Origin of the sequence: Thalassotalea sp. 273M-4 (assembly GCF_041410465.1) — a bacterium.
Classification (GTDB): Bacteria; Pseudomonadota; Gammaproteobacteria; order Enterobacterales; family Alteromonadaceae; genus Thalassotalea_A; species Thalassotalea_A aquiviva.
Window position 1 is genome coordinate 2,790,533 of the sequence record NZ_CP166961.1, and the last position, 18,857, is coordinate 2,809,389.

Consider the following 18,857-nt stretch of genomic DNA (forward strand, 5'->3'; position numbering starts at 1 on the left):
AGTTAGAACCGCTAATTACAAGCTTTAAATGAGCCTTGAAAGAAACATTTAAAGCTTGTCTAGCCAACTACGGCGATTAAATCGTTGCCAATAAAACCAGCTTAAACAAAATACAGATAGCAATGATGATGCGAGTAGGTAGGCTTTAAATGGTTCATAGTGCACCGAAAAGCCCGCCCATGTCCTTAACCCTTGATAGGTTAACACTCCTTCAGCTAGTTTTAGTTGCTCACCCACACGCAAACTATAGCGCTGTTCACCATCTCGAATAACCAAACTATGATACTTAGGCGGGGTAAGTTTCATCGCTTTTTGTTCCGTCAATAAATCATTATCTGGTGACAGCATGAACCAAAGTTGACGTTCACTATTGGGTACTTGCCAAGTATTTGTTTGACTAAACTCATTGATTAAATAGGGAGGAAAGTTAATGCTACCCGTTGCAATATCAAAACGATCTAGTTGGTCAATATTTTGCCAACTCAATACCGCTGAATAGCCAATATTACTTGTTGAATAAAAACGATAGTTATTAATGACGAGAGGTTTATGCTCACCTATCACCAACTCTCGTACAGGTTTTTCTTCAGCATATAATCTTATCCGAGTTTTGATATCTGTAATCGCAATAAAATTAGTAAACGCAAGTTCAACCGCTTCTAAAGAAAACATGCCTGGCGAGAGATTATATTGATGCCAAAGTCCTTGTTTCACATCATGCAGTTTACCATCAAAAAGCCCACCTTCATGCAAACTAACACGGCCATCTAGGTAGGTTAAACGGCTCAATCCCGCCAGCACAACGGTAGCAAGTAAACTTAAATGGAAAAATAATAACGGGATATTCGCTTGAAATTTTTTATTACAGACAATGGCTGCTGCCAGATTTAGCACCAACAAAACAAATGGCAATATCAACCAGTACAGAAATGATTGTTCAAAGTTATACGCAATTAATAACGCTAACAATAAAGCCAACAATAGCGTAAAAGAGAATTTTAATGACGCTAACGCTCTAATAAAAAGCACTAATCCCTCTAGTATATAAGTGGAAATTGATTGCTAGTTTATCGCCTTCCACAGGTGTTTTCCATCCACTCTTTACCACTATTTCTGCTACTTTTACCGCAATCTTGTTCTCTCCAAGTCCCGCTTTGTCGCCAGTTTAATATACGTAAACGGGCATTCTGATAATAAGGGCCGTTCGAATAACTGTTACCTCCGACATTGGTTCCTTCAGGTTGCCCGCCTTCAGGCCCTACATCGTTTAAATTAACCAATAGCGCTTTATTTTTCCATCCATGCGGAAGCGCGACATGACAAGATGAACAACGATAATTGGCTGAGCGTTCTCGATGATATCGATGCAAGTTGCCTTTACCGCCACAACAAAAGCCAGTATCGCCACCTGAGCCTCCACCATCCCCTGCATACACATTGCCGTCATGACAACGAAAGCACAATAAATTATTGCCAGGGTTGGCACTCCCACTCTCGCTACCCGCAGCCCAAGGCCCCTTTAAAACAAAGTTATTATTCGAGCCGTGAGGTCCCCATGCGTTGTCACCTGTTGGCTCTGATGTTGTGGTCGCGGTATTGTTGCCATGACAATCGCTACAGTACATGGTTTGGCTACCGACCCCCTCATTCCAAGGCGCTCGCCAACTATTGGCGTTAGCCCCCCGAACGCCGGATGTTCGACCTGTTTCAGCCATCACAGGGTGCCATGAGCGATGGTTGTTGGTGGCTAAGCCTCCGGCAGTGCCTTCGCCTTTATGCGCCTGTGGCGCCTGAAACTCCATTGCCTGATTAGTGTATTGGCTAACCCCATTGGTGCCATTTGGCGTGCCACCACCAGATTCACCGAGCGCTGGTGGCGTCGCACCAAAACCATAATTGGAATGACATCTTAGGCACACTTGATATTCACGAGTAACATAAGATGCATTGACCGAATCGCTGGCGCCAGAACTTGGATTGCCCTTTTTCACTTGAAAACTAATCATTGAGTCAGCTAGGCTTGGATTAGTTTCAAATCTATCATTACTGTAAATTGGCTCCACCCCTAATGATCCTTTTAAAGCACCTGAAGCAATATTGGAGTGGACTACGCCTGCTCTATGCGCATGGGTACCACTGCTTTGAGAGCCATTGCCATTAAACTTTTCATCTTTCATGACCCGATGCGGATTATGGCAATCGCTGCACTCCACATGTCTATTGGCCTTGTTGGTGCGGCCAATATTGGCGCGGGTTTCCGAAAAATCAGCATCACTGATATTATGCACTGCGACTTTTTGTTGATCGTTATTGGTTATAGGCATGTGCCGCAATGAGGTAAAATCACTATAAATATCAGGTACATTGTTATTAGTTGAGGTCAATACACTTTGACTTTGCGGGCGGTGACACTGATAACAGGTCTCTTCAATGGCTGGATTGCCCGAGGTTTTTGCGGTGGTAATTCCACCTGCTGAATCAACCCCTTCGCGTAATAGTCGACGCGAACCTTGTACCGTGTGGGTATCATGGCAATTTAAACAGCCTGCTTGCCAAACCTTGGTGCCCCTTGGAAATTCGCGTAAGTCGGCGGCACCATCAGTGTATGTTTCGTTGGCATCAACAGAGTTCGCATGTACCGACATTGCCCAAGCTTGTCCCATTTTATCGTGACAAGCGATACAAATTTGATCATTGGCTTCGCTAAAATTACCGCCTGAAGGGGTGACTTTTTGCATCCTGTTGGCGCGTAAAAACTTGCGATTAGGATCGGTTTCATCCCAAATATGCGGATCATGACAACTGATGCATTGTACTTTGCCATTTTCAAGCGGAATGGTAGGGTGACTTCCGGGTAATCTATCGCCTAAATGGCTACTGCTATTGGGATCGCGAAGCTCGCCATCTGCGGTAGCTAAACTGGTATTAAAAGTAAATGAAATAGGATGGTCGTTGCTTAAGTCAGTACCTAAGTTTCGAGTAAAGCCGGTATCACTGCCAACATCGGGCATCGAGCCATCGGCAGCGGTGCCTTGCATGCTTATATCGACATTTTGTTGGCCATTAGCGACATTGACCGAACCAATGGCTAAGGTACCATCATGACAAGATAAGCAAAGTTTAGAAGCACCTCCCGGGGCTGCGGCCATATCATTGGCATCCAACGATAATGAGTCATACATGGTATAGGTTGCCGCTGGACTAAGCTCTCGATTCCACAAGGGTCCTGCATCATTAGCCGTATTCGCACCATGAGGCGTATGACAAAATACACACACTTGCGATTCACTGGTTGCTTGCACAGAACCAGGTCCTGCTACCGACAAGTTATGTTTTGTCATACTAACATTCGAGTCAGCGGCCATCGCCCAGTTATGAACAGCAAGCGCAATCAGCAAGGCAATACAAAGGCCAAGCTTGTTATTTACCACCTCAAAAAACGCTCTCGGGCACCAAATATTGACTGCATTCATTTTATCTTTACATCGTCCTGAGTACTGCAGCGGTTTACTTACCACCTAAAAATTGAAAAACTGAAACCCGACCATTCATCATATCGACCACATAAATTCTATCTTGCTGGTCAACCCAAATACCGCTAGGCAAATAAAACTGACCTGGTCCTTGCCCAGTGCCTCCTAATGGCATTAAAAACTGGCCTTGCCTATTGTATACCAACATATGGTCAAAATACGATTCAATAATGTACACATTTCCATCTGAATCTGAAGCAACACCTTTGGGTCGCATCACATCGCCTAAGCGCATACCGCGCTGGGCGAAACTTTTTAGAAACTTTAGCTGGCCTTGCTGGTCTTCAATTAGCTGCACTCTGGCCGCTAAAGTGTCAGCAATTAACAAACCATCTGGATGCTTAGCGATAAATGTTGGGCCATTAAAGTCGCCTTCCCCATTTCCCCGTTTACCTAGGGTGTACAAAAGCGCGCCATCTAAGCTAAAGACTTTTATATCGTGGGTTTGCGTATCAACCACATAAATGTTGTTGCTTGCTTGGTCAAAAGTCACGCCTGTCGGCCTTTTTAATGACTCTGCGGCAAGTACACCGTTAGGCATGCCCGTGCTGGCATCCAACCTAAAGACTTTTCCTAGTTCAGAGTCACTGACTAATATTTCGTTGTCCTTGCCTAAGCTAATACCTATAGGACTGACAAACTTCACATGTTCTTTCGCACTGGGCCATTGCGCTAATGAGCCTTGTTTTTGGTCAAAAACAAACACACTTTGGTTGGCAACATCGGTAATATAGATGCGCCCATCGGTATTAACCGCGATACTTTGTGGCCGTTTAAGTTCGACTGGGGCTTGCTCACTTTCCCCAATGACAAAGCGCCAAAATTTTTGCAGTGCGCTTTGTTGTTTTTGTTGTTCTTGCAGTAAATTTTGTTCACCAATGATATCGCCAAGGTAAATGTAATGGGCAATTTCATGACCGTAAGGCCATGATGCGTTGACATCTTCCTGTTCCAGCACAAATGCAAATTTGTGGTGTTCATCAAGTGCCGTACAGCCTAATAATGAAGTAGACACTATCAAGAACAACAACCGTTTGAGCGCATTACGCATGCAATTAACTTTGACCTTTACCAAATAGAGGGGCCCATAGTTTCATGACCACCATAAATACCACTTTTTAGCCCTGGTTTACCCGAATGACAACGATCGCAATGATCTAAACCCCAAGCTATTTCTTCGTTATGGCACATCCCACAATAGTCACCGTCCATCAGTTTGACCATCGATATATCATTACTACCCGCGCGCATTTCAAAACCAAGTTCTGAGTGACAAACTTTGCAGCGGAATCTAATCCGATGAAACCAATGAGGAAAAATCACTGGACGCATATCATTCGCTTCAGCATAGCGGTTTAAAACGACATCACCGTATTCAGCATTGACACTAAATATTGTACCGATAGACAAAGCACAAAGTGCCAATAGTTTTGTTCTAATACCAGCCATAACTACTTAACCTCTGTTTCTATTATGGGAGGGTAATTTTTCCCAGGGGTGGGTTGTGGACCAGGTTTGCCGGTAAACGTTTTTCGGCTTTCACTGTGACAACGTCGACATTCAGTTAAAGGAAAAGCAACGGCACCATGACATCGGCCACAATACTCGCCGGCTAAAATAGCGAACATGTTCACCGGATTTGCGCCAGATTTTTCAACAAATATTTTCGGGTGACAATTACTGCAATCAAGCCACTCGGTATGCGCTTTATGCGGAAACCGTACCATCGGCATGCCAGCCGTTGCATCCATAATAATATCTAAATCAAGTACCTTGATTTCAGTGCTTTCAAATAATTGGGTGCGAGGTACAATCACCTGTTGCTCTAATGCTCTTACCCAGTCAACTTGATTGCCAATCCCTTTATAGTCGCCAGGCATGCCTTTGAAACCATCTTCAGGATTTTGAAGCTCTGCTAAAGCAGGGTTATCAATGGCATGTAAGTCATCCTTATTGAGCTTTTGCCAATCACGATCACTGGCCATAACCAAATGACTAAGGGAAATAAATAAAATAAAAATCAATGCTTTCAAGAGAACCTCGCAGAAAAAACGACGAAAAAAACGCCTCTTACTGAGGATTAGCATTGTCCTCAAAATATTTATAAGAAGCAATGATACAGCTTAAGACAAGCGCTAAAAGCAACTTTTATTCCATCTATATTGATAAGGATCAAATCAACCTAGGGGGGGGCATACGTTACAATGAAGAGAAAATCGTAACCCTAAACTTGAATAATAAGTAAGCATAAATTCTCGCAATTAAGAGTGAAATATCAAGAATGAGAATTGTTACGCACATTTTACGACGGAAAAGGCCTTGATAACGACTTTGCTTTGCGCAATAAACTTTCGCAAGGAAATAAGAATTTACTCAACGTCCTTGGTAAAATGAGTCAAAGCCAAATGGGCTTATCCACTAATTTTTAGGTCTTTGGGGTTGACGTTTTTAATGGTGTTTTGGTCGAAAGAATTTCTGACATAAAAACAAGTAAGTTCATATGGCATACAATCTGCATAATACAAACTCGTAAGATTCCATATTTGAAAATACATAAGTGAGTAAGTTTCAGGATTATTATGGCAACGCACAAAAACACCAAAAAGAATAACTTTATAGAAGTTTGGAATAAATTAACCCAGAGCCAAAAAAACATGTTATTTAAACTTGGCCTAAAAGGTTGGCGACTTGACTACGGTCTTTGTCAAAACACCGACTTAGTCATCATTGTCCATGAAGAAGGTCAAATTGGCACGGTAAATTCTTTTGGTGAGGTGGAATTTTTAGAAGTTCCACAAAAAGAAAGCGCGTTAATATAGAGATAAAATAGTTTTCTATACGCTGAACAATCGGCGAAATAAATGCGCGACTTAGCGAGTAAATCGCTTGCTTAAAGGTTTACATACTGGGATATTAAAGGTCATAAGGTGGGCGTGTCTACTCAGGGGTAGCATAGACAACCTTACCCTAACGATTAATGTAACCATCGTGTTGAGAATATCTTAAGAGTCTAAGCCGACTTTGCTAAAAATGAATCTTACACGGTAGCAATATTTAACTCTGGCCATAACATTATGTTCAAATTTATCCATCAGATTTAAGTTCGGGTAAATACATAAGGGGGCCAACATTAGGCTGTAATTTTGCTTACTAACAATAATAAATCTCAGTTGCAGGATGAGTTAATTTCATCCGATGAATTACAAAAGTTGAGAAAATCAACAATCGCCAGTCATATTGCTGGCTTGTTGGTCATCTTATCTGTTGCTTTTTTATTAGTGACTTTTGCCCACCTGTACTTTAAGCAGCAAACCCTCAATACGCTCAACACGTCTGCCCAAAACAGCATAAAATCAATCGATACGATCATCCATAACAATATCAATTTTCTTGAAAACCAAGTCCAAATATTTGCCAATGATTCTGAGCTATATCGCTTCATAAACACCAAAAATAATATTTCTAAACAATTTATTTTAAATAACTGGCAGACCATCGCTGAGCGTATTCATTGGTTTTCACGTATTGAATATCAACCGTATTTCGGTAAAAACTCACTCGCTATTAACTTTGACCCCATGCTCAATATGGCGTTCATTGAAGACAGCAACAGTGAAAACTCTTCGTTGTACAATCAACAGAAAAGTTCCGACCATAACACCAATATATTAGAACTGTCTGAAATTCATTTACAAACACGATTTAACGAAGTCATCTACCCGTTAACACCGGTACTGTCGATTTCAACACACCTTGATTTTGGTACTTTAAGCTCTTCTGGAATGCTCAAAGTAGATATTTTAGTCGACCGCTTAACCCACCCCATCAATCGAGCGAGGGAGCAGTTAGCCGGCCATACTTTTTTGTTAAATATGCAAGGTTTTTACATCAATGCAGAAAATGACAAACAAGAATGGGGACAAGCAATCAAGGAGCGTAAGCAGTTTAATTTTGCTCAAACTTTCCCTCAAGAATGGCAACAAATCAATCAATTAGAACATGGTGAACTGGTTACAGAGAACGGCTCTTTCAACTTTAAAAAACTGTCTTTTAATCAAGATAATTCAACACCATACACCTACTTACTGGTTAACCACATAAGTCATCAGCAAGTGAGTCAAATTATGGCTAAACATAATTTACAATTGGCCGTATTTTCTTTGTTCATTACCATTTTTTCTATGGCCGCTTTGTACTTTAGCTACAAAAGCAAACTCAATGGTAAGATTCAGTCATACTCTCAGAGTTTAATTAATGTTTTATTTGATTCTGATGATGCCTTACTGATTGCCGATAAAGATTTTAGAATTACGGGTTGTAACCAAATTTTTTGTACGTTATCTGGTTATGGCAAAGAAGAGTTACTTGAAAAAACCATCAGCGACTTATTTGTCGGTCGTAACAACGAAATTTCAATTGAAAAACTAAAATCTCAAGCAACATTTACCCACTTCACCAGTGAAGAAATTTACTTGTGCAATAAACATCAACAGCACATACCCTGTTCTTATACGATGGCCGAGATAGATCAACAAACAAGTGATGGTTCTCGATTTGTACTTCATATTTTAGATATTAGCAAACGTAAAGATATTGAAAATGAATTAAAAATTGCGGCGATTGCTCTGGAAAGTAACTCGGGCATTTTAATCACCAACGAATCGGCGCAAATTGTCAGAGTTAACTCCGCTTTTACTCGTATCACCGGCTATGAAGCGGATGAAGTCATAGGAAAAAACCCTAGGATTTTATCGTCTAATCATCATAACGATAAATTTTATCAAAAGATGTGGCAATCCATTTTATCCAAAGGCAATTGGCAAGGCGAGATCTGGAATCAACATAAAAATGGCGATATTTACCCACAATGGACCAATATTAATCGAATTATTAATTCAGATAATAGCCAATACTTGGTTGCCACCTTTGAAGATATTACTCTGCGCAAAGAGCTGGAAGAAAAACTAAAATCTCTGGCTAGCACCGACCCACTAACAGGGTGCATAAACCGTCGTAGTTTTGAAGCGCAAGCGACAAAACAAATCAGTATTGCGAAACGTCATCAACAAGCCCTGAGTGTGGTGTTATTTGATATCGACCACTTCAAAGCGGTGAATGACACGTTTGGTCATGACCGTGGTGATGAGATCTTAATCGCGGTGGCTAATACAGCCAGCAAAACACTGCGAGAGTCTGACATTTTTGCCCGCTGGGGGGGCGAAGAATTTTTGGTATTACTACCAAACAGTGATGAAGACAGTGGGGTATTAACGGCTGAACGATTGCGCGTTGCTATTGAAAATTGCACCGAAAACCCAGCCGTGACTTGCAGCTTTGGGGTTTCGGCATTGCACGGTGATGAAAATCTAAATGAGCTCATAAAACAAGCCGACTTAGCGTTATATGAAGCAAAAGAAAAGGGCAGAAACAAAGTGATTGCCGCCACCTCGTTACTGCAAACGGAGTGTTAAAAATCCAGTTTAGCTAAAGAATTCTGCCTTTTGCTTACATAGGACAACCTAAGGCTCGGTTGGTCTGATCCAGGTTTGCTTTGGCCGAAAGCGATAGAAATGACTCAAAGGGCTGTTTAAAGGACGTTCTATGCCCGCATTAAATTGGCTTTCAAAGGTGCGGATGTAAGCAAGGGCTGCACTGATCTGTTCTGGGCTAATTTTATTGCCCCAATCTGGCATCATATTTATTCCCTGCTCAATACTCAACTTTAATTCAACATCGTTTTTTTCAAGCCGTTGCCCTAAAGCAAAAGAAGGAGAGTCGAGAAAGTAGGCAATACCATTAAAGCCATGACAACCGGCACAAAATTTTGAATATATTTGAGCTCCTAATGAAAGCGTAGAGTCAAATTGGTTTTTCAAGTTGCTTTTGCTAAGGGAGGCATCTAAGTCATTATCGTCAACGGCTACTAGCGAGTTTGCATTAAATTGTTGCCTAAGATAAGCGATCGTCGCCAAGATCATCTGATCAGACAAAACACCTTGCCAGCCTTGCATACCATCAAGGCCGCCTTTAATGCTTAACGCAAGCTGTTCATCTGTTTTAGACATGACATTTGTAGTTTTAAAGCTTGGTACTAAGGAATAACTGCCATGCCCATCAATACCATGACAGCCACTGCAGTAGGTTTGAAACAGCGCCTCGCCTTTATCGACTTCACTAGGATATTCGCTATTATAAAAAGTAATGGCGGGAGTGAAATCTGACCTTGGTTGGTAAGGGTTAAGATTATTTGCTCGTTGAAGCCAATAATTCGCTTCAATGTTATCAATAAAGTGAGCTGGGGTGGCAACATGAAGGCCAGCATGAAACAAGCCTAAATTGCGTTGCGCAAGTTTATTCCCTGCTTCTGCTGCCTTATGAAACCAAAAATGTGCTAGTTCTAAATCTTGTTCGACGGTTTCACCAAAAAACAGCATATAGCCAATTAAATTCTGTGTGGCTTCATCACCTTTATGAGCCTCTATCAATGCTCTATCGAACGTTGTTTGCTCTAACCAAGGTTCGTCTAATTGGCGCAGCCAGTCCACATCGGTGCTATTACTGTAACGGCTTAATACGCATAATAAAACGAAACAGATTAAACCTTTATTTCTCTTTATCATGTAATGACTATAGAAGAGAAAATAAAAAATTGCGTATCTGATTAATGCAATTTTAAAAGTAGATAAAACTTAGAAATGAAGTTTTAACAGTTGATTTATATCAGTTAAATTGATGAAAGCTAAAGAATTTAATGATTTTTTTTGACCGCATCTTGTGGTTTGGTATGCTAATTAATTATCAGTTTTTATAAAGGCGATACTGTAATGAAGCGCTCACTTTCTTCGCTATTAGCCACCACTACGTTGATCTTCTCTTGTGTGGCTTTTGCTAGCCAAACTTTTGAACAAGGGTATGAGTATGCTCAAAAGCAAGACTATGGCAATGCCATTAAAATTTGGCTGCCGTTAGCCGAACAAGGAAACCCATTAGCGCAAAGCAACTTAGGCGTTTTGTATGAAAATGGTTGGGGCGTTAAGGTCGATCTCGATAAAGCAAGATACTGGTATGAGCTTGCGGTTGAAAATAAACAAACCGATGCCATGTTCAATTTAGCCAATATGTATCATCACGGTTTTGGAGTAGAACAAGATCTTAACATCGCTGGTGAGCTTTATTTACAGGCTGCGGAGCAAAACCATGGACAAGCACAGTTAATGTTGGGGGTCATGTTTCAGCAAATTGAAGACTTTCAACAAGCGATTCATTGGTTTCAGCTCGCGGTAGAAAACCAAGTCGAAGGCGCACAAAAGAACTTAGACTTTATCTGCCAAATGGAAGCAATCAACTGTTAAGCTAAGCCCACATTAAGCAGGTTTCCCTGCTTAATGGTTTCGGCAAAAACTATTTAATTAATTGCTCTAGTTTGGCTTGCTCATCGGCGGAAAGCCGATCTTGCTCTTGCTCATCACCTTGAGTACGTCGTCGCAATGACATAAATATAGCACCGAGCACTGCGATAAATAACAATACCGGGCCAAACCAGAGTACATAGGTCATTTTATTAACCTTTGGTTTGTATAAAACAAAATCACCGTAGCGATACACCATATAGTCGATGATTTCATCGTTACTTTTACCTTGTTGTAATTGCTGATAAATAATCTCGCGCAGATCGGCTGCAATAGGCGAGTTTGAATCGGCCAAATTCTGATTTTGACATTTAGGACAACGTAATTCCTTGGTCAGTAACTGAAATTGTTGACGCGTTTGCTCGTCCTTAAATACATAGGTATCGACGGGACTGGCAAACGCGGCAAAAGCATAAAACAAAGACGCTGACGCGATTAAAAGTAAAATCTGTTTATACATAAATTATCCCTTTAAAGCCGCTCGTTCAGCTTCTATTTGTTCGATAAGAGGCAAAAATTTGCGATTCCATACATTGCCATCAATAGGCCCTGCAAAACGCATACGAATCGTTCCAGTATGGTCAATCACAAAAGTTTCTGGTGCACCAAACACGCCTAAATCAAGACCTAGACTGCCATCCACATCAAAAATAGAAAACTGATAGGGATCTTTAAAGTCTTTAAGCCAAAGGTTTGCTTGCTGGCGGGAATCTTTGTAATTTACCCCATAGAGCTTCACTCGTGGGTTACGCGCTAAGTCGAGCAAATAAGGATGCTCATTCTTACAGGCCGGACACCAGGTTGCCCATACATTTAATAAAACAATATCACCCTGTAAGTCTGCTTTACTAACCGATTTTGTGGCGTCATCAACCACACTCAAGGTAAACTCCGGCACAGGTTTACCAATGAGCGCAGACGGCATTGCCTGCGGGTTTAAAAACAACCCTCGGTACAATAAAAACCCTAAAGAGAAAAACAACAGTAATGGTAAAAATCGAATAAAACGAGTCATAATTAGCTCCCTTGATACGCAGGTGTTGGTACCACGGGCACTGGTTGTTCGGTTCTGGCTTTTATCTTTTGACGATAACGCTTACTTAAAATCGCCAGAACCCCACCGATGGCCATAAAGAACCCACCAAGCCAAATCCACACAATAAAGGGTTTGTAATACAACCGTACCGACCACGCATTACCTGGTAGCGGATCGCCTAAGGCCGCATATAAATCACGGAACAATCCACTATCAATACCCGCTTCGGTCATACCCATCGTTTGAACTAAATAGGTACGTTGCTCAGGCTGCAGTAAAGCCACCAACTGGTCGTTTTTATACACCTTAAGTTGTCCTTGAATGGCCGTGTAATTAGGTCCTTTGATGTTACTAGTCCCTTTAAACTCAACCACATAACCAGACAAATCAACCCGTTCATTGTGCGCCATACGAACATTTATTTCTTGCTCATAATTTGACACCATTGTGACCCCAACAATACTAATAGCGACCCCAATGTGGGCAATCACCATGCCCCAGTGATTTAATTGAATACGACGTGCTTGCCATTTTTCATGACGGCCTTTGCCGTTAATCACAATGTCTTTTATCGCGGTTAATACCACCCAACAAGCGATCCCCATGCCTAGGCTAACGAGAAGATTCATTTCACCGGCAAAAATAAATGGCCATAACAGACCAAAGCCCAAGCTGCACAAAGCAGGGCCTTTAAGTTGTTTGCTAAGTTCCCCCTTGCGGGCTTTTTTCCAGCGAATTAAAGGACCTACCCCCATTAAAATAAACAGTACAGCCATCATCGGAACAAAGACCGCATTAAAGTAAGGTGCCCCTACCGAAATTTTACCTAAGCCCATTGCATCAATAATCAATGGGTATAAGGTACCAAGCAAAATGGTAATAACGGTAACTAATAAAATACTTGAGGCAATTAAAATAGAGGTTTCACGAGAGAATAAGGTAAAGCGGTTTTTACTGCTTACCTTTGGCGCTCTGATCGCATACAAAAGCAGGGTTGCACCTACGGTTATCGCCAACAAAATCAGCAAAAAGGCACCACGTTTCGGATCGACAGCAAATGAATGCACGGATGTCAAAACCCCCGAACGAACTAAAAACGCTCCTAATAAGTTAAGAGAAAAAGTGAAGATGGCCAATAATAAGGTCCAATTTTTAAAGGTGTCTCGCTTTTCACTTACCGCTAAGGCATGAATTAAGGCCGTGCCAACGAGCCATGGCATAAAGGAAACATTTTCAACCGGATCCCAGAACCACCAACCACCCCAGCCGAGTTCATAGTATGCCCACCAGCTTCCTAACGCGATACCAAGAGTTAAGAAAGCCCAAGCAGCAACGGTCCAAGGTCGAGACCAACGTGCCCAAGCGGCATCCATTTTGCCTCCCATGAGCGCGGCAATAGCAAATGCAAAAGCAACAGCAAAACCAACATACCCCATGTAAAGCATTGGGGGATGAATAATCAAACCAATATCTTGTAATAAGGGGTTTAGATCGCGCCCTTCCATCGGAAAATTAGGTAATAAACGCTCAAAAGGATTGGAGGTAAATAACGTGAAGGCAATAAAGCCGACCGCTATGATGCCCATGACCGCCAACACTCGAGCAATAAACTCTTGCTCCATGGCTTTAGAGAATTTCGCTACCGCAAATGTCCAGCCGGTTAATGCAAACACCCAAAACAGCATCGAACCTTCATGCCCGCCCCATACGGCGCTGATTTTAAAATACACAGGTAACATACTGTTTGAATGCCCGGCGATGTATTTCACCGAGAAGTCATCAGTAGCAAACCCGTAAGCAAGGATCACAATACTTAAGGTGGTAAATAAAAACATACCAAAACTTAATGGCTTAGCAAAATTCATTAAGCGAAGATTATGTTGCCAAGCACCGATTAAAGGCACGATGCTAAGACAGATAGCCAAAGCAAAGGCAATGATTAATGAGATATGACCTAGTTCAGGGAGCATCAGAATTCCTAAAAATGATTGCAAACGTGTTGTCACCAAACATTTGGCATTAAAATTTAAGCATTATTTTAACAAAGTAATCTTTCTCTCAATTGATTACCATCAAACCTCAGTTCGCTATTGGCTTTTAATTAATCATATATTTACAGCTATTTAGACAAAAAAGGAGCGCAAGGCGCTCCTTCATTAAACCGAATATTGATTGGGTTTTACTCTATTGTGGCGATCACCGAGAAGATAAGCGCTCGATTTCGCTTTCTAAGCGTTTTCGTTCGGTAATATCTTCAAAAGTTGCGACATAATAACTGACCTCGCCTTCTTCGTTTTTAATACTCGAAATAGTGATCCATTCAGGATAAATACGGCCATTTTTGTGTTTATTGTAGATTTCCCCCTGCCAAAAGCCTTTATCAATAATCGCTTGCCACAATTGTTGATAAAATGCCTGATCATGTTTACCTGAGGACAAAATACTAGGGTTCTTACCAATAACATCGGCAAGTTCATAACCGGTTATATCGGTAAAGGCTTTGTTGGCACGAACAATATTGCCACTTTTATCGGTAATGGTGATAGCGCTGCGGGTATCAAAGGCGGCAGCCGCTATTTTGAGCTCATTTTCCATCCGCTTGCGTTCCGTTATGTCGACCATTTGCACAACATAATGCGCCACTTTGCCTTTTAAAGACTTAACCGCACTTACGCACATTAAATGGATAACTTTATCCTTGTTATCGTTAAGGTATTCAACTTCTCCCATCCAGCTACCAGAGCTTTCCACCTTGGCAGATACCTCAGAGAATACGTCGTTGTTGGCAAACAAGGGCAACTCGGCAAATGCCGTATCGATAACATGATCGATTGTTAAACCGCTGGTTTCACTAAACGCTTTATTCACCGCTTCTATCTGCCAATTATGATCGGTGATAATGGTGGGTTCTTTAGAAAAGAATAAGGCCGAAATTAATTGCAATGAATTATGTTCAATTTGCTTTTTCACTCGGCTTTTAAAAAATACAATAATGGCTAGAACCGCTAACATAACCAATAAAACAAAGACTAAATAAAAGTTGCGTAGCCTGTCTCTCGAGGCTTTAGCCACATCAGTTTGAGAAATGTGCTGTAGTAAATAATAACGTTGATTACTTTCGACATTTTCGGTGAAGATCATATCTTTGACCACCATAACCCCGTCAGTTAGCTCTAGATTGCGCTTTCCAGCCTTAATGGCTTGCCATGCTTGAGGGTGCGTTTGCGCAAAGCTCTCCCCTTGTTCTTCGTTAATAAAATAAGACCAGTTTTGATTATTTTTGTAACCTTGCAGATAATAGCCCTGACTGTCTAGCAATAAAGATTGGCCGGGAAAGTTGTAGGTGACATCGTTTATAATGGCTAACAGTTTATCGGCTAAAAAATTCACCACAACATAGCCATCGAGTTGACCGACCGACTGATAAACCGGCATCGCAATTCGAATCACTGGGGTTAAAGGGTAACTGAGCTCGTTGTATTCACGATTAAGATTAATTTGTGAGACAAACACTTCTGTCGGTTGTAAGTGTTTTAACTTATTAAAATATTCGGTGTGTTTCTTATTTTGCACATCGCCGATAGGATACGCTGTATCGGAATTTCTATCATATTGAACCTTCAATAACTCATAACCTGATTTATTGATAAAACGAATTTGATGAATCCATTTTAATTGTTCACTGACGGTAACCCAATTAGCTTCGATAAAGGCTTTAGATAATTCGTTTTTATCCATGATAAATCGATGCAATTCTGATTCCGTTTTCAGTTGAAAAACAATGTTTTTCAAAAAGTCCATATGACTTTGTTGCAGCGATTTTACGGTATTTAAATTGTAGGATGCCTTGGTTGCCGCTTTACTCAGCTCGTTTTGAGTAATATAGCTGTAACCAAACATTGCGGAAAAAAACAAAGCAATACTTACTACAATAATCGCTATACCAGCTCTTTTGTAATTTTTTCGTTTTATCTTTGTCAATTCCTTACTGGAAATAACTTGCTCAATTGAGCCTCTGTTCTGACCGCTCACAATACCACCTAATACGTTATTATAATTTTTTATCCGCTTACCGGGTCCTTCCCGTTTCGCCATTTTTGTATCTACAATTCGCTACCACTGTTAGCCAGGAATAAACACACCACCCATACGAATGGCTTTAACCAATTCTTTAGTTGATTTATCGATTATTTCAATAGCCTGTTCAAAGTCGCCATCATCGGCAAATTGTTCGGACTCTAACCGATACTCTTGTGCTTTTGCAACGCGATCGTCAATGCGCTTCTTAAAGGACTCGGGTTTGCTGGCCAGCTTTTTCTCAACCAAAAGTTTTACCAACATTTTATGTGTTTCATTTCGATCAAGCTCATATGCATATTCTTCTTCTAGAGTTTCAAAAGATAACTCTCGAACTAAAGACTCGCCACGACGCATATTTTCAATGCCTGTTTTGATTAATAAGTAGGCTTCATCTAATTCAGCTCTGGCTTTTTCAAACGCTGTTTTGGCTGCCAGTTTAGCCGCGTTGCTTTTTAACTGACTGACATAGTCTTTGATTTTATTGGTTTCTTGTTGATTTTGCTTTTCTATCCCTATTCGCCCTAGTGCTTCAAGTAAGGCATTAACACTTAATAAGCGGCGTTCGTAATCACGTTTTTTCTTTCTGTCCGTCATAGCTTTTGGCGATGCCAGTCGAATGGCCGCATACATTTTTTTAACGGTCTTATCTAATAATAAATCGACTTTATCGTTATCCGTCTCTGAAGCGGCTTGCAAATACACTTTACGCGCTTCTACGTACGCTTGATGGGCCTCTGAATTGGAACTTTGCATCACTTGCTTTGCGCCTGAAGAGGTTGCCAATAATTTTCGCAAATAAACAAATCTTGATGGCTTGCCATCGACATCTTCAGGCAATGGCACATTTTCCAGCATTGATGACAGTTGCGGATTTATTTGTATATCAGCGCTTTTAACGCTAGGGCTCGCCATTGCTAATGATACCGCAAAGGGCACTGCAAAAACCCAATATAAAAATCTCATTCGTCTATTCCTAAAAAATATTTAGCCCTGTTGCCCGCAAGGCTTTCTTTAATTGCTCATTTGCCTTTTCCATCAGCTCAATGGCTAAGGCAAAATCTTCCTTGTTTGCGGCGATTCGCGCGCTTGTGTGTAACGTCTGGGCTTGTTGCTGCCAATCTTTTAAACGACGTTCTTTTTTCTCGCCAAAAACGTTCTGCTCACGTTGTCGCTCGATTAAAATAGAAAAGCTGGCAAAGCGCTTTACTTTATAATCAAATTCATTTTTAGGCTCACTAAAATCAAGGCGAATTAAGGTCGTTTGCTTGTCTTTTAATTTCGATAAGGTCATGACCAAAATTCGATAGGCATCATCTAATCGTTTCTTTGCCTCGACCAGATTACCTTGAGAATAATTGCGCTGTGCTTGCGTTTGTAATTGACTGACTTGTTGCCTTTGTTGCTCGCCCCACTCATCCGCTTGTTCTGTAAGCGTTTGGTTTAACGATTGCTGAAAATCATCCACTGACTGTTTTAAGGTGTTGTATTCTTGTTTCGTCACGCGCGCATCAGGTAAGGGCTTTTGCACAAAACTGCGTGCGTAGGTCATATTAATTACCGCTTGATCGGCATGCTGCTTGGCTTTTTGTAACTGGTTATCGTCAATCGCCTGTTGTGCTAATGACCACTGTTTCTTGGTGTAATTAACACTGTCAGCAAAAAGGCCTGGTTGTTTTAATCTGGCCGCTGATTTTTGCTCGATATCGCTCACAACCTGTTCCACCAGTTGCAACTTCTTCGTCAGCTGAAACTTTAACTTGCTATCGTTTGAAGGTGGCGCTGAGGTAGCCAAAACATATGACCCACCTAGCGCACATAATATCGCCATGGCTTGAATACATTTTTTACCACGGCTATTCATTATTTTTTATTACTCGCAACAAGAGGCTTTTTCTTATTTTGGGAATGGCATTTACGACAATCCGACACCGGAAAAGCGACTTTACCATGACACACGCCACATTTTTCCCCCATTAAAATGGATGCCATTGATATTTGATTGGCGCCTTTCTTTGGGATGAAAATATCTGGGTGGCAATTAGAACAATCCAGCCACTCTGTATGTTGTTTATGTGGGTAAACCACATTGGGCATAGAACCTTTTACTTCTCGAACAATATTTAAGTCCATCACAAAAGGTTGTTTATTCGCATCTTCTTTATCCCAGCGCGGTATAATCAATCCTTTATCTAAAGATTTAACCCAGTCCACCCGATTGCCAGAACGCGACTTTTCAATATTATCAAACAGCTCTTTAGGCTCTTGTAACATATACGCCCCTTCACCATCGGGATCATGAATGCCATCTTCAAACGGTGCGGGGTTCCATTCTGAAGGTGGTTTCATTAAACGGTTAAAATTCATAACCTTAGCATTTTTACGTTTGGCGACCTTAGTTGATGCGGTTGGCGTTGGTTTAGGTGCAGTGGTTATTGCCTTAGAAGTTGTCGCTTTAGCAACGACCTTATTGCTTGCAATGACCACGCCAGCTTCTTTTAGCATATAAGCGACAACATCTTTAATATCTTGCGCACTTAACGAAAAGTTACCACCTTTAGCTGGCATACTGCGCACCCCATTAATCGCATTATTATGCAAACTATCAAGACCTTTATCAGCGCGAGGTTGCCAGTCATCTTTACTGCCAAGTTTCGGTGCCCCCATGACGCCTGGCTTATGACAAGAAGCACAGAATGCGTCAGAGATTTTGTTGCCGTTCGCAATATCTGCTGAAAAGGCACTTAATGCTGTTCCCGCTAGGAACAGTCCGGCTAATATGTTTACGTATTTCATTGTTCA

16 protein-coding genes are annotated in these 18,857 nt (G+C 41.2%); 3 read left to right on the forward strand and 13 right to left on the reverse strand.

Annotation, left to right across the window (positions count from 1 at the left end; all coding sequences use genetic code 11):
- Positions 1–48: 48 nt before the first annotated feature.
- The 5 genes from ACAY00_RS12460 to ACAY00_RS12480 are packed head-to-tail and all read right to left on the reverse strand — an operon-like array spanning position 49 to position 5,566.
- Positions 49–1,029 carry a cytochrome c biogenesis protein ResB gene (locus ACAY00_RS12460; protein WP_371374203.1) on the reverse strand — a complete coding sequence of 327 codons (981 nt, stop codon included), beginning with the start codon at positions 1,027–1,029 and terminating at the stop codon, positions 49–51.
- Positions 1,030–1,067: 38 nt separating this feature from the next.
- Positions 1,068–3,473, reverse strand: coding sequence for a hypothetical protein (locus ACAY00_RS12465; RefSeq protein WP_371374207.1), 2,406 nt, complete (start codon positions 3,471–3,473; stop codon positions 1,068–1,070).
- A gap of 34 nt (positions 3,474–3,507) precedes the next feature.
- The gene (locus tag ACAY00_RS12470; protein ID WP_371374210.1) at positions 3,508–4,584 is read right to left on the reverse strand and encodes a 6-bladed beta-propeller; all 1,077 of its coding nucleotides are present in this window, start codon (positions 4,582–4,584) and stop codon (positions 3,508–3,510) included.
- 17 nt (positions 4,585–4,601) lie between these two features.
- Positions 4,602–4,982, reverse strand: a complete 381-nt coding sequence (locus ACAY00_RS12475; RefSeq protein WP_371374213.1) for a c(7)-type cytochrome triheme domain-containing protein — start codon at positions 4,980–4,982, stop codon at positions 4,602–4,604.
- Between the two features lie 2 nt (positions 4,983–4,984).
- On the reverse strand, positions 4,985–5,566 hold the full coding sequence (locus tag ACAY00_RS12480; RefSeq protein ID WP_371374217.1) for a c(7)-type cytochrome triheme domain-containing protein: 582 nt from the start codon (positions 5,564–5,566) through the stop codon (positions 4,985–4,987).
- 546 nt (positions 5,567–6,112) lie between these two features.
- Between ACAY00_RS12480 and ACAY00_RS12485 the strand changes: the two genes are divergently transcribed.
- Together ACAY00_RS12485 and ACAY00_RS12490 are read left to right on the forward strand one after the other, a co-directional pair.
- Positions 6,113–6,352, forward strand: coding sequence for a hypothetical protein (locus ACAY00_RS12485; RefSeq protein ID WP_371374219.1), 240 nt, complete (start codon positions 6,113–6,115; stop codon positions 6,350–6,352).
- 324 nt (positions 6,353–6,676) lie between these two features.
- Positions 6,677–9,004 (forward strand): diguanylate cyclase, encoded by a 2,328-nt coding sequence (locus tag ACAY00_RS12490; protein ID WP_371374222.1) that lies wholly within the window; start codon positions 6,677–6,679, stop codon positions 9,002–9,004.
- Between the two features lie 48 nt (positions 9,005–9,052).
- Here the strand turns inward: ACAY00_RS12490 and ACAY00_RS12495 are convergent, their stop codons facing one another.
- Complete coding sequence (locus tag ACAY00_RS12495) at positions 9,053–10,153, reverse strand: c-type cytochrome (protein ID WP_371374224.1); 1,101 nt, start codon at positions 10,151–10,153, stop codon at positions 9,053–9,055.
- Positions 10,154–10,357: 204 nt separating this feature from the next.
- On the opposite strand from ACAY00_RS12495, the gene ACAY00_RS12500 reads away from it, so the two are divergent.
- Positions 10,358–10,885, forward strand: a complete 528-nt coding sequence (locus tag ACAY00_RS12500; RefSeq protein WP_371374227.1) for a tetratricopeptide repeat protein — start codon at positions 10,358–10,360, stop codon at positions 10,883–10,885.
- A 49-nt stretch (positions 10,886–10,934) separates the two neighbouring features.
- Here the strand turns inward: ACAY00_RS12500 and ACAY00_RS12505 are convergent, their stop codons facing one another.
- The 7 genes from ACAY00_RS12505 to ACAY00_RS12535 all read right to left on the reverse strand — a co-directional run bounded on the left by ACAY00_RS12505 (position 10,935) and on the right by ACAY00_RS12535 (position 18,851).
- Positions 10,935–11,402, reverse strand: coding sequence for a cytochrome c-type biogenesis protein CcmH (locus ACAY00_RS12505; protein WP_371374230.1), 468 nt, complete (start codon positions 11,400–11,402; stop codon positions 10,935–10,937).
- 3 nt (positions 11,403–11,405) lie between these two features.
- Complete coding sequence (locus ACAY00_RS12510; RefSeq protein ID WP_371374233.1) at positions 11,406–11,957, reverse strand: DsbE family thiol:disulfide interchange protein; 552 nt, start codon at positions 11,955–11,957, stop codon at positions 11,406–11,408.
- Positions 11,958–11,959: 2 nt separating this feature from the next.
- Positions 11,960–13,948 (reverse strand): heme lyase CcmF/NrfE family subunit, encoded by a 1,989-nt coding sequence (locus tag ACAY00_RS12515; protein ID WP_371374236.1) that lies wholly within the window; start codon positions 13,946–13,948, stop codon positions 11,960–11,962.
- A gap of 226 nt (positions 13,949–14,174) precedes the next feature.
- Positions 14,175–16,010, reverse strand: a complete 1,836-nt coding sequence (locus ACAY00_RS12520) for a PAS domain S-box protein (protein ID WP_371374239.1) — start codon at positions 16,008–16,010, stop codon at positions 14,175–14,177.
- Positions 16,011–16,100: 90 nt separating this feature from the next.
- Positions 16,101–17,021 carry a hypothetical protein gene (locus ACAY00_RS12525; protein WP_371374241.1) on the reverse strand — a complete coding sequence of 307 codons (921 nt, stop codon included), beginning with the start codon at positions 17,019–17,021 and terminating at the stop codon, positions 16,101–16,103.
- Positions 17,022–17,031: 10 nt separating this feature from the next.
- The gene (locus tag ACAY00_RS12530) at positions 17,032–17,919 is read right to left on the reverse strand and encodes a hypothetical protein (protein ID WP_371374243.1); all 888 of its coding nucleotides are present in this window, start codon (positions 17,917–17,919) and stop codon (positions 17,032–17,034) included.
- A complete protein-coding gene (locus tag ACAY00_RS12535; protein WP_371374246.1) occupies positions 17,919–18,851 on the reverse strand; it encodes a c(7)-type cytochrome triheme domain-containing protein in 933 nt (310 codons plus the stop codon). Before ACAY00_RS12535 ends, ACAY00_RS12530 begins: the two co-directional genes overlap by 1 nt.
- Between the last annotated feature and the right edge of the window lie 6 nt (positions 18,852–18,857).

What these genes read in the sequence shown, in the direction of transcription:
- ACAY00_RS12465 (WP_371374207.1), bottom strand. Translation starts at nt 3,473, where the DNA reads ATGAATGCAGTCAATATTTGGTGCCCGAGAGCGTTTTTTGAGGTGGTA.
- ACAY00_RS12470 (WP_371374210.1), bottom strand. Translation starts at nt 4,584, where the DNA reads ATGCGTAATGCGCTCAAACGGTTGTTGTTCTTGATAGTGTCTACTTCA.
- ACAY00_RS12475 (WP_371374213.1), bottom strand. Translation starts at nt 4,982, where the DNA reads ATGGCTGGTATTAGAACAAAACTATTGGCACTTTGTGCTTTGTCTATC.
- ACAY00_RS12485 (WP_371374219.1), top strand. Translation starts at nt 6,113, where the DNA reads ATGGCAACGCACAAAAACACCAAAAAGAATAACTTTATAGAAGTTTGG.
- ACAY00_RS12495 (WP_371374224.1), bottom strand. Translation starts at nt 10,153, where the DNA reads ATGATAAAGAGAAATAAAGGTTTAATCTGTTTCGTTTTATTATGCGTA.
- ACAY00_RS12500 (WP_371374227.1), top strand. Translation starts at nt 10,358, where the DNA reads ATGAAGCGCTCACTTTCTTCGCTATTAGCCACCACTACGTTGATCTTC.
- ACAY00_RS12505 (WP_371374230.1), bottom strand. Translation starts at nt 11,402, where the DNA reads ATGTATAAACAGATTTTACTTTTAATCGCGTCAGCGTCTTTGTTTTAT.
- ACAY00_RS12510 (WP_371374233.1), bottom strand. Translation starts at nt 11,957, where the DNA reads ATGACTCGTTTTATTCGATTTTTACCATTACTGTTGTTTTTCTCTTTA.
- ACAY00_RS12515 (WP_371374236.1), bottom strand. Translation starts at nt 13,948, where the DNA reads ATGCTCCCTGAACTAGGTCATATCTCATTAATCATTGCCTTTGCTTTG.
- ACAY00_RS12525 (WP_371374241.1), bottom strand. Translation starts at nt 17,021, where the DNA reads ATGAGATTTTTATATTGGGTTTTTGCAGTGCCCTTTGCGGTATCATTA.
- ACAY00_RS12530 (WP_371374243.1), bottom strand. Translation starts at nt 17,919, where the DNA reads ATGAATAGCCGTGGTAAAAAATGTATTCAAGCCATGGCGATATTATGT.
- ACAY00_RS12535 (WP_371374246.1), bottom strand. Translation starts at nt 18,851, where the DNA reads ATGAAATACGTAAACATATTAGCCGGACTGTTCCTAGCGGGAACAGCA.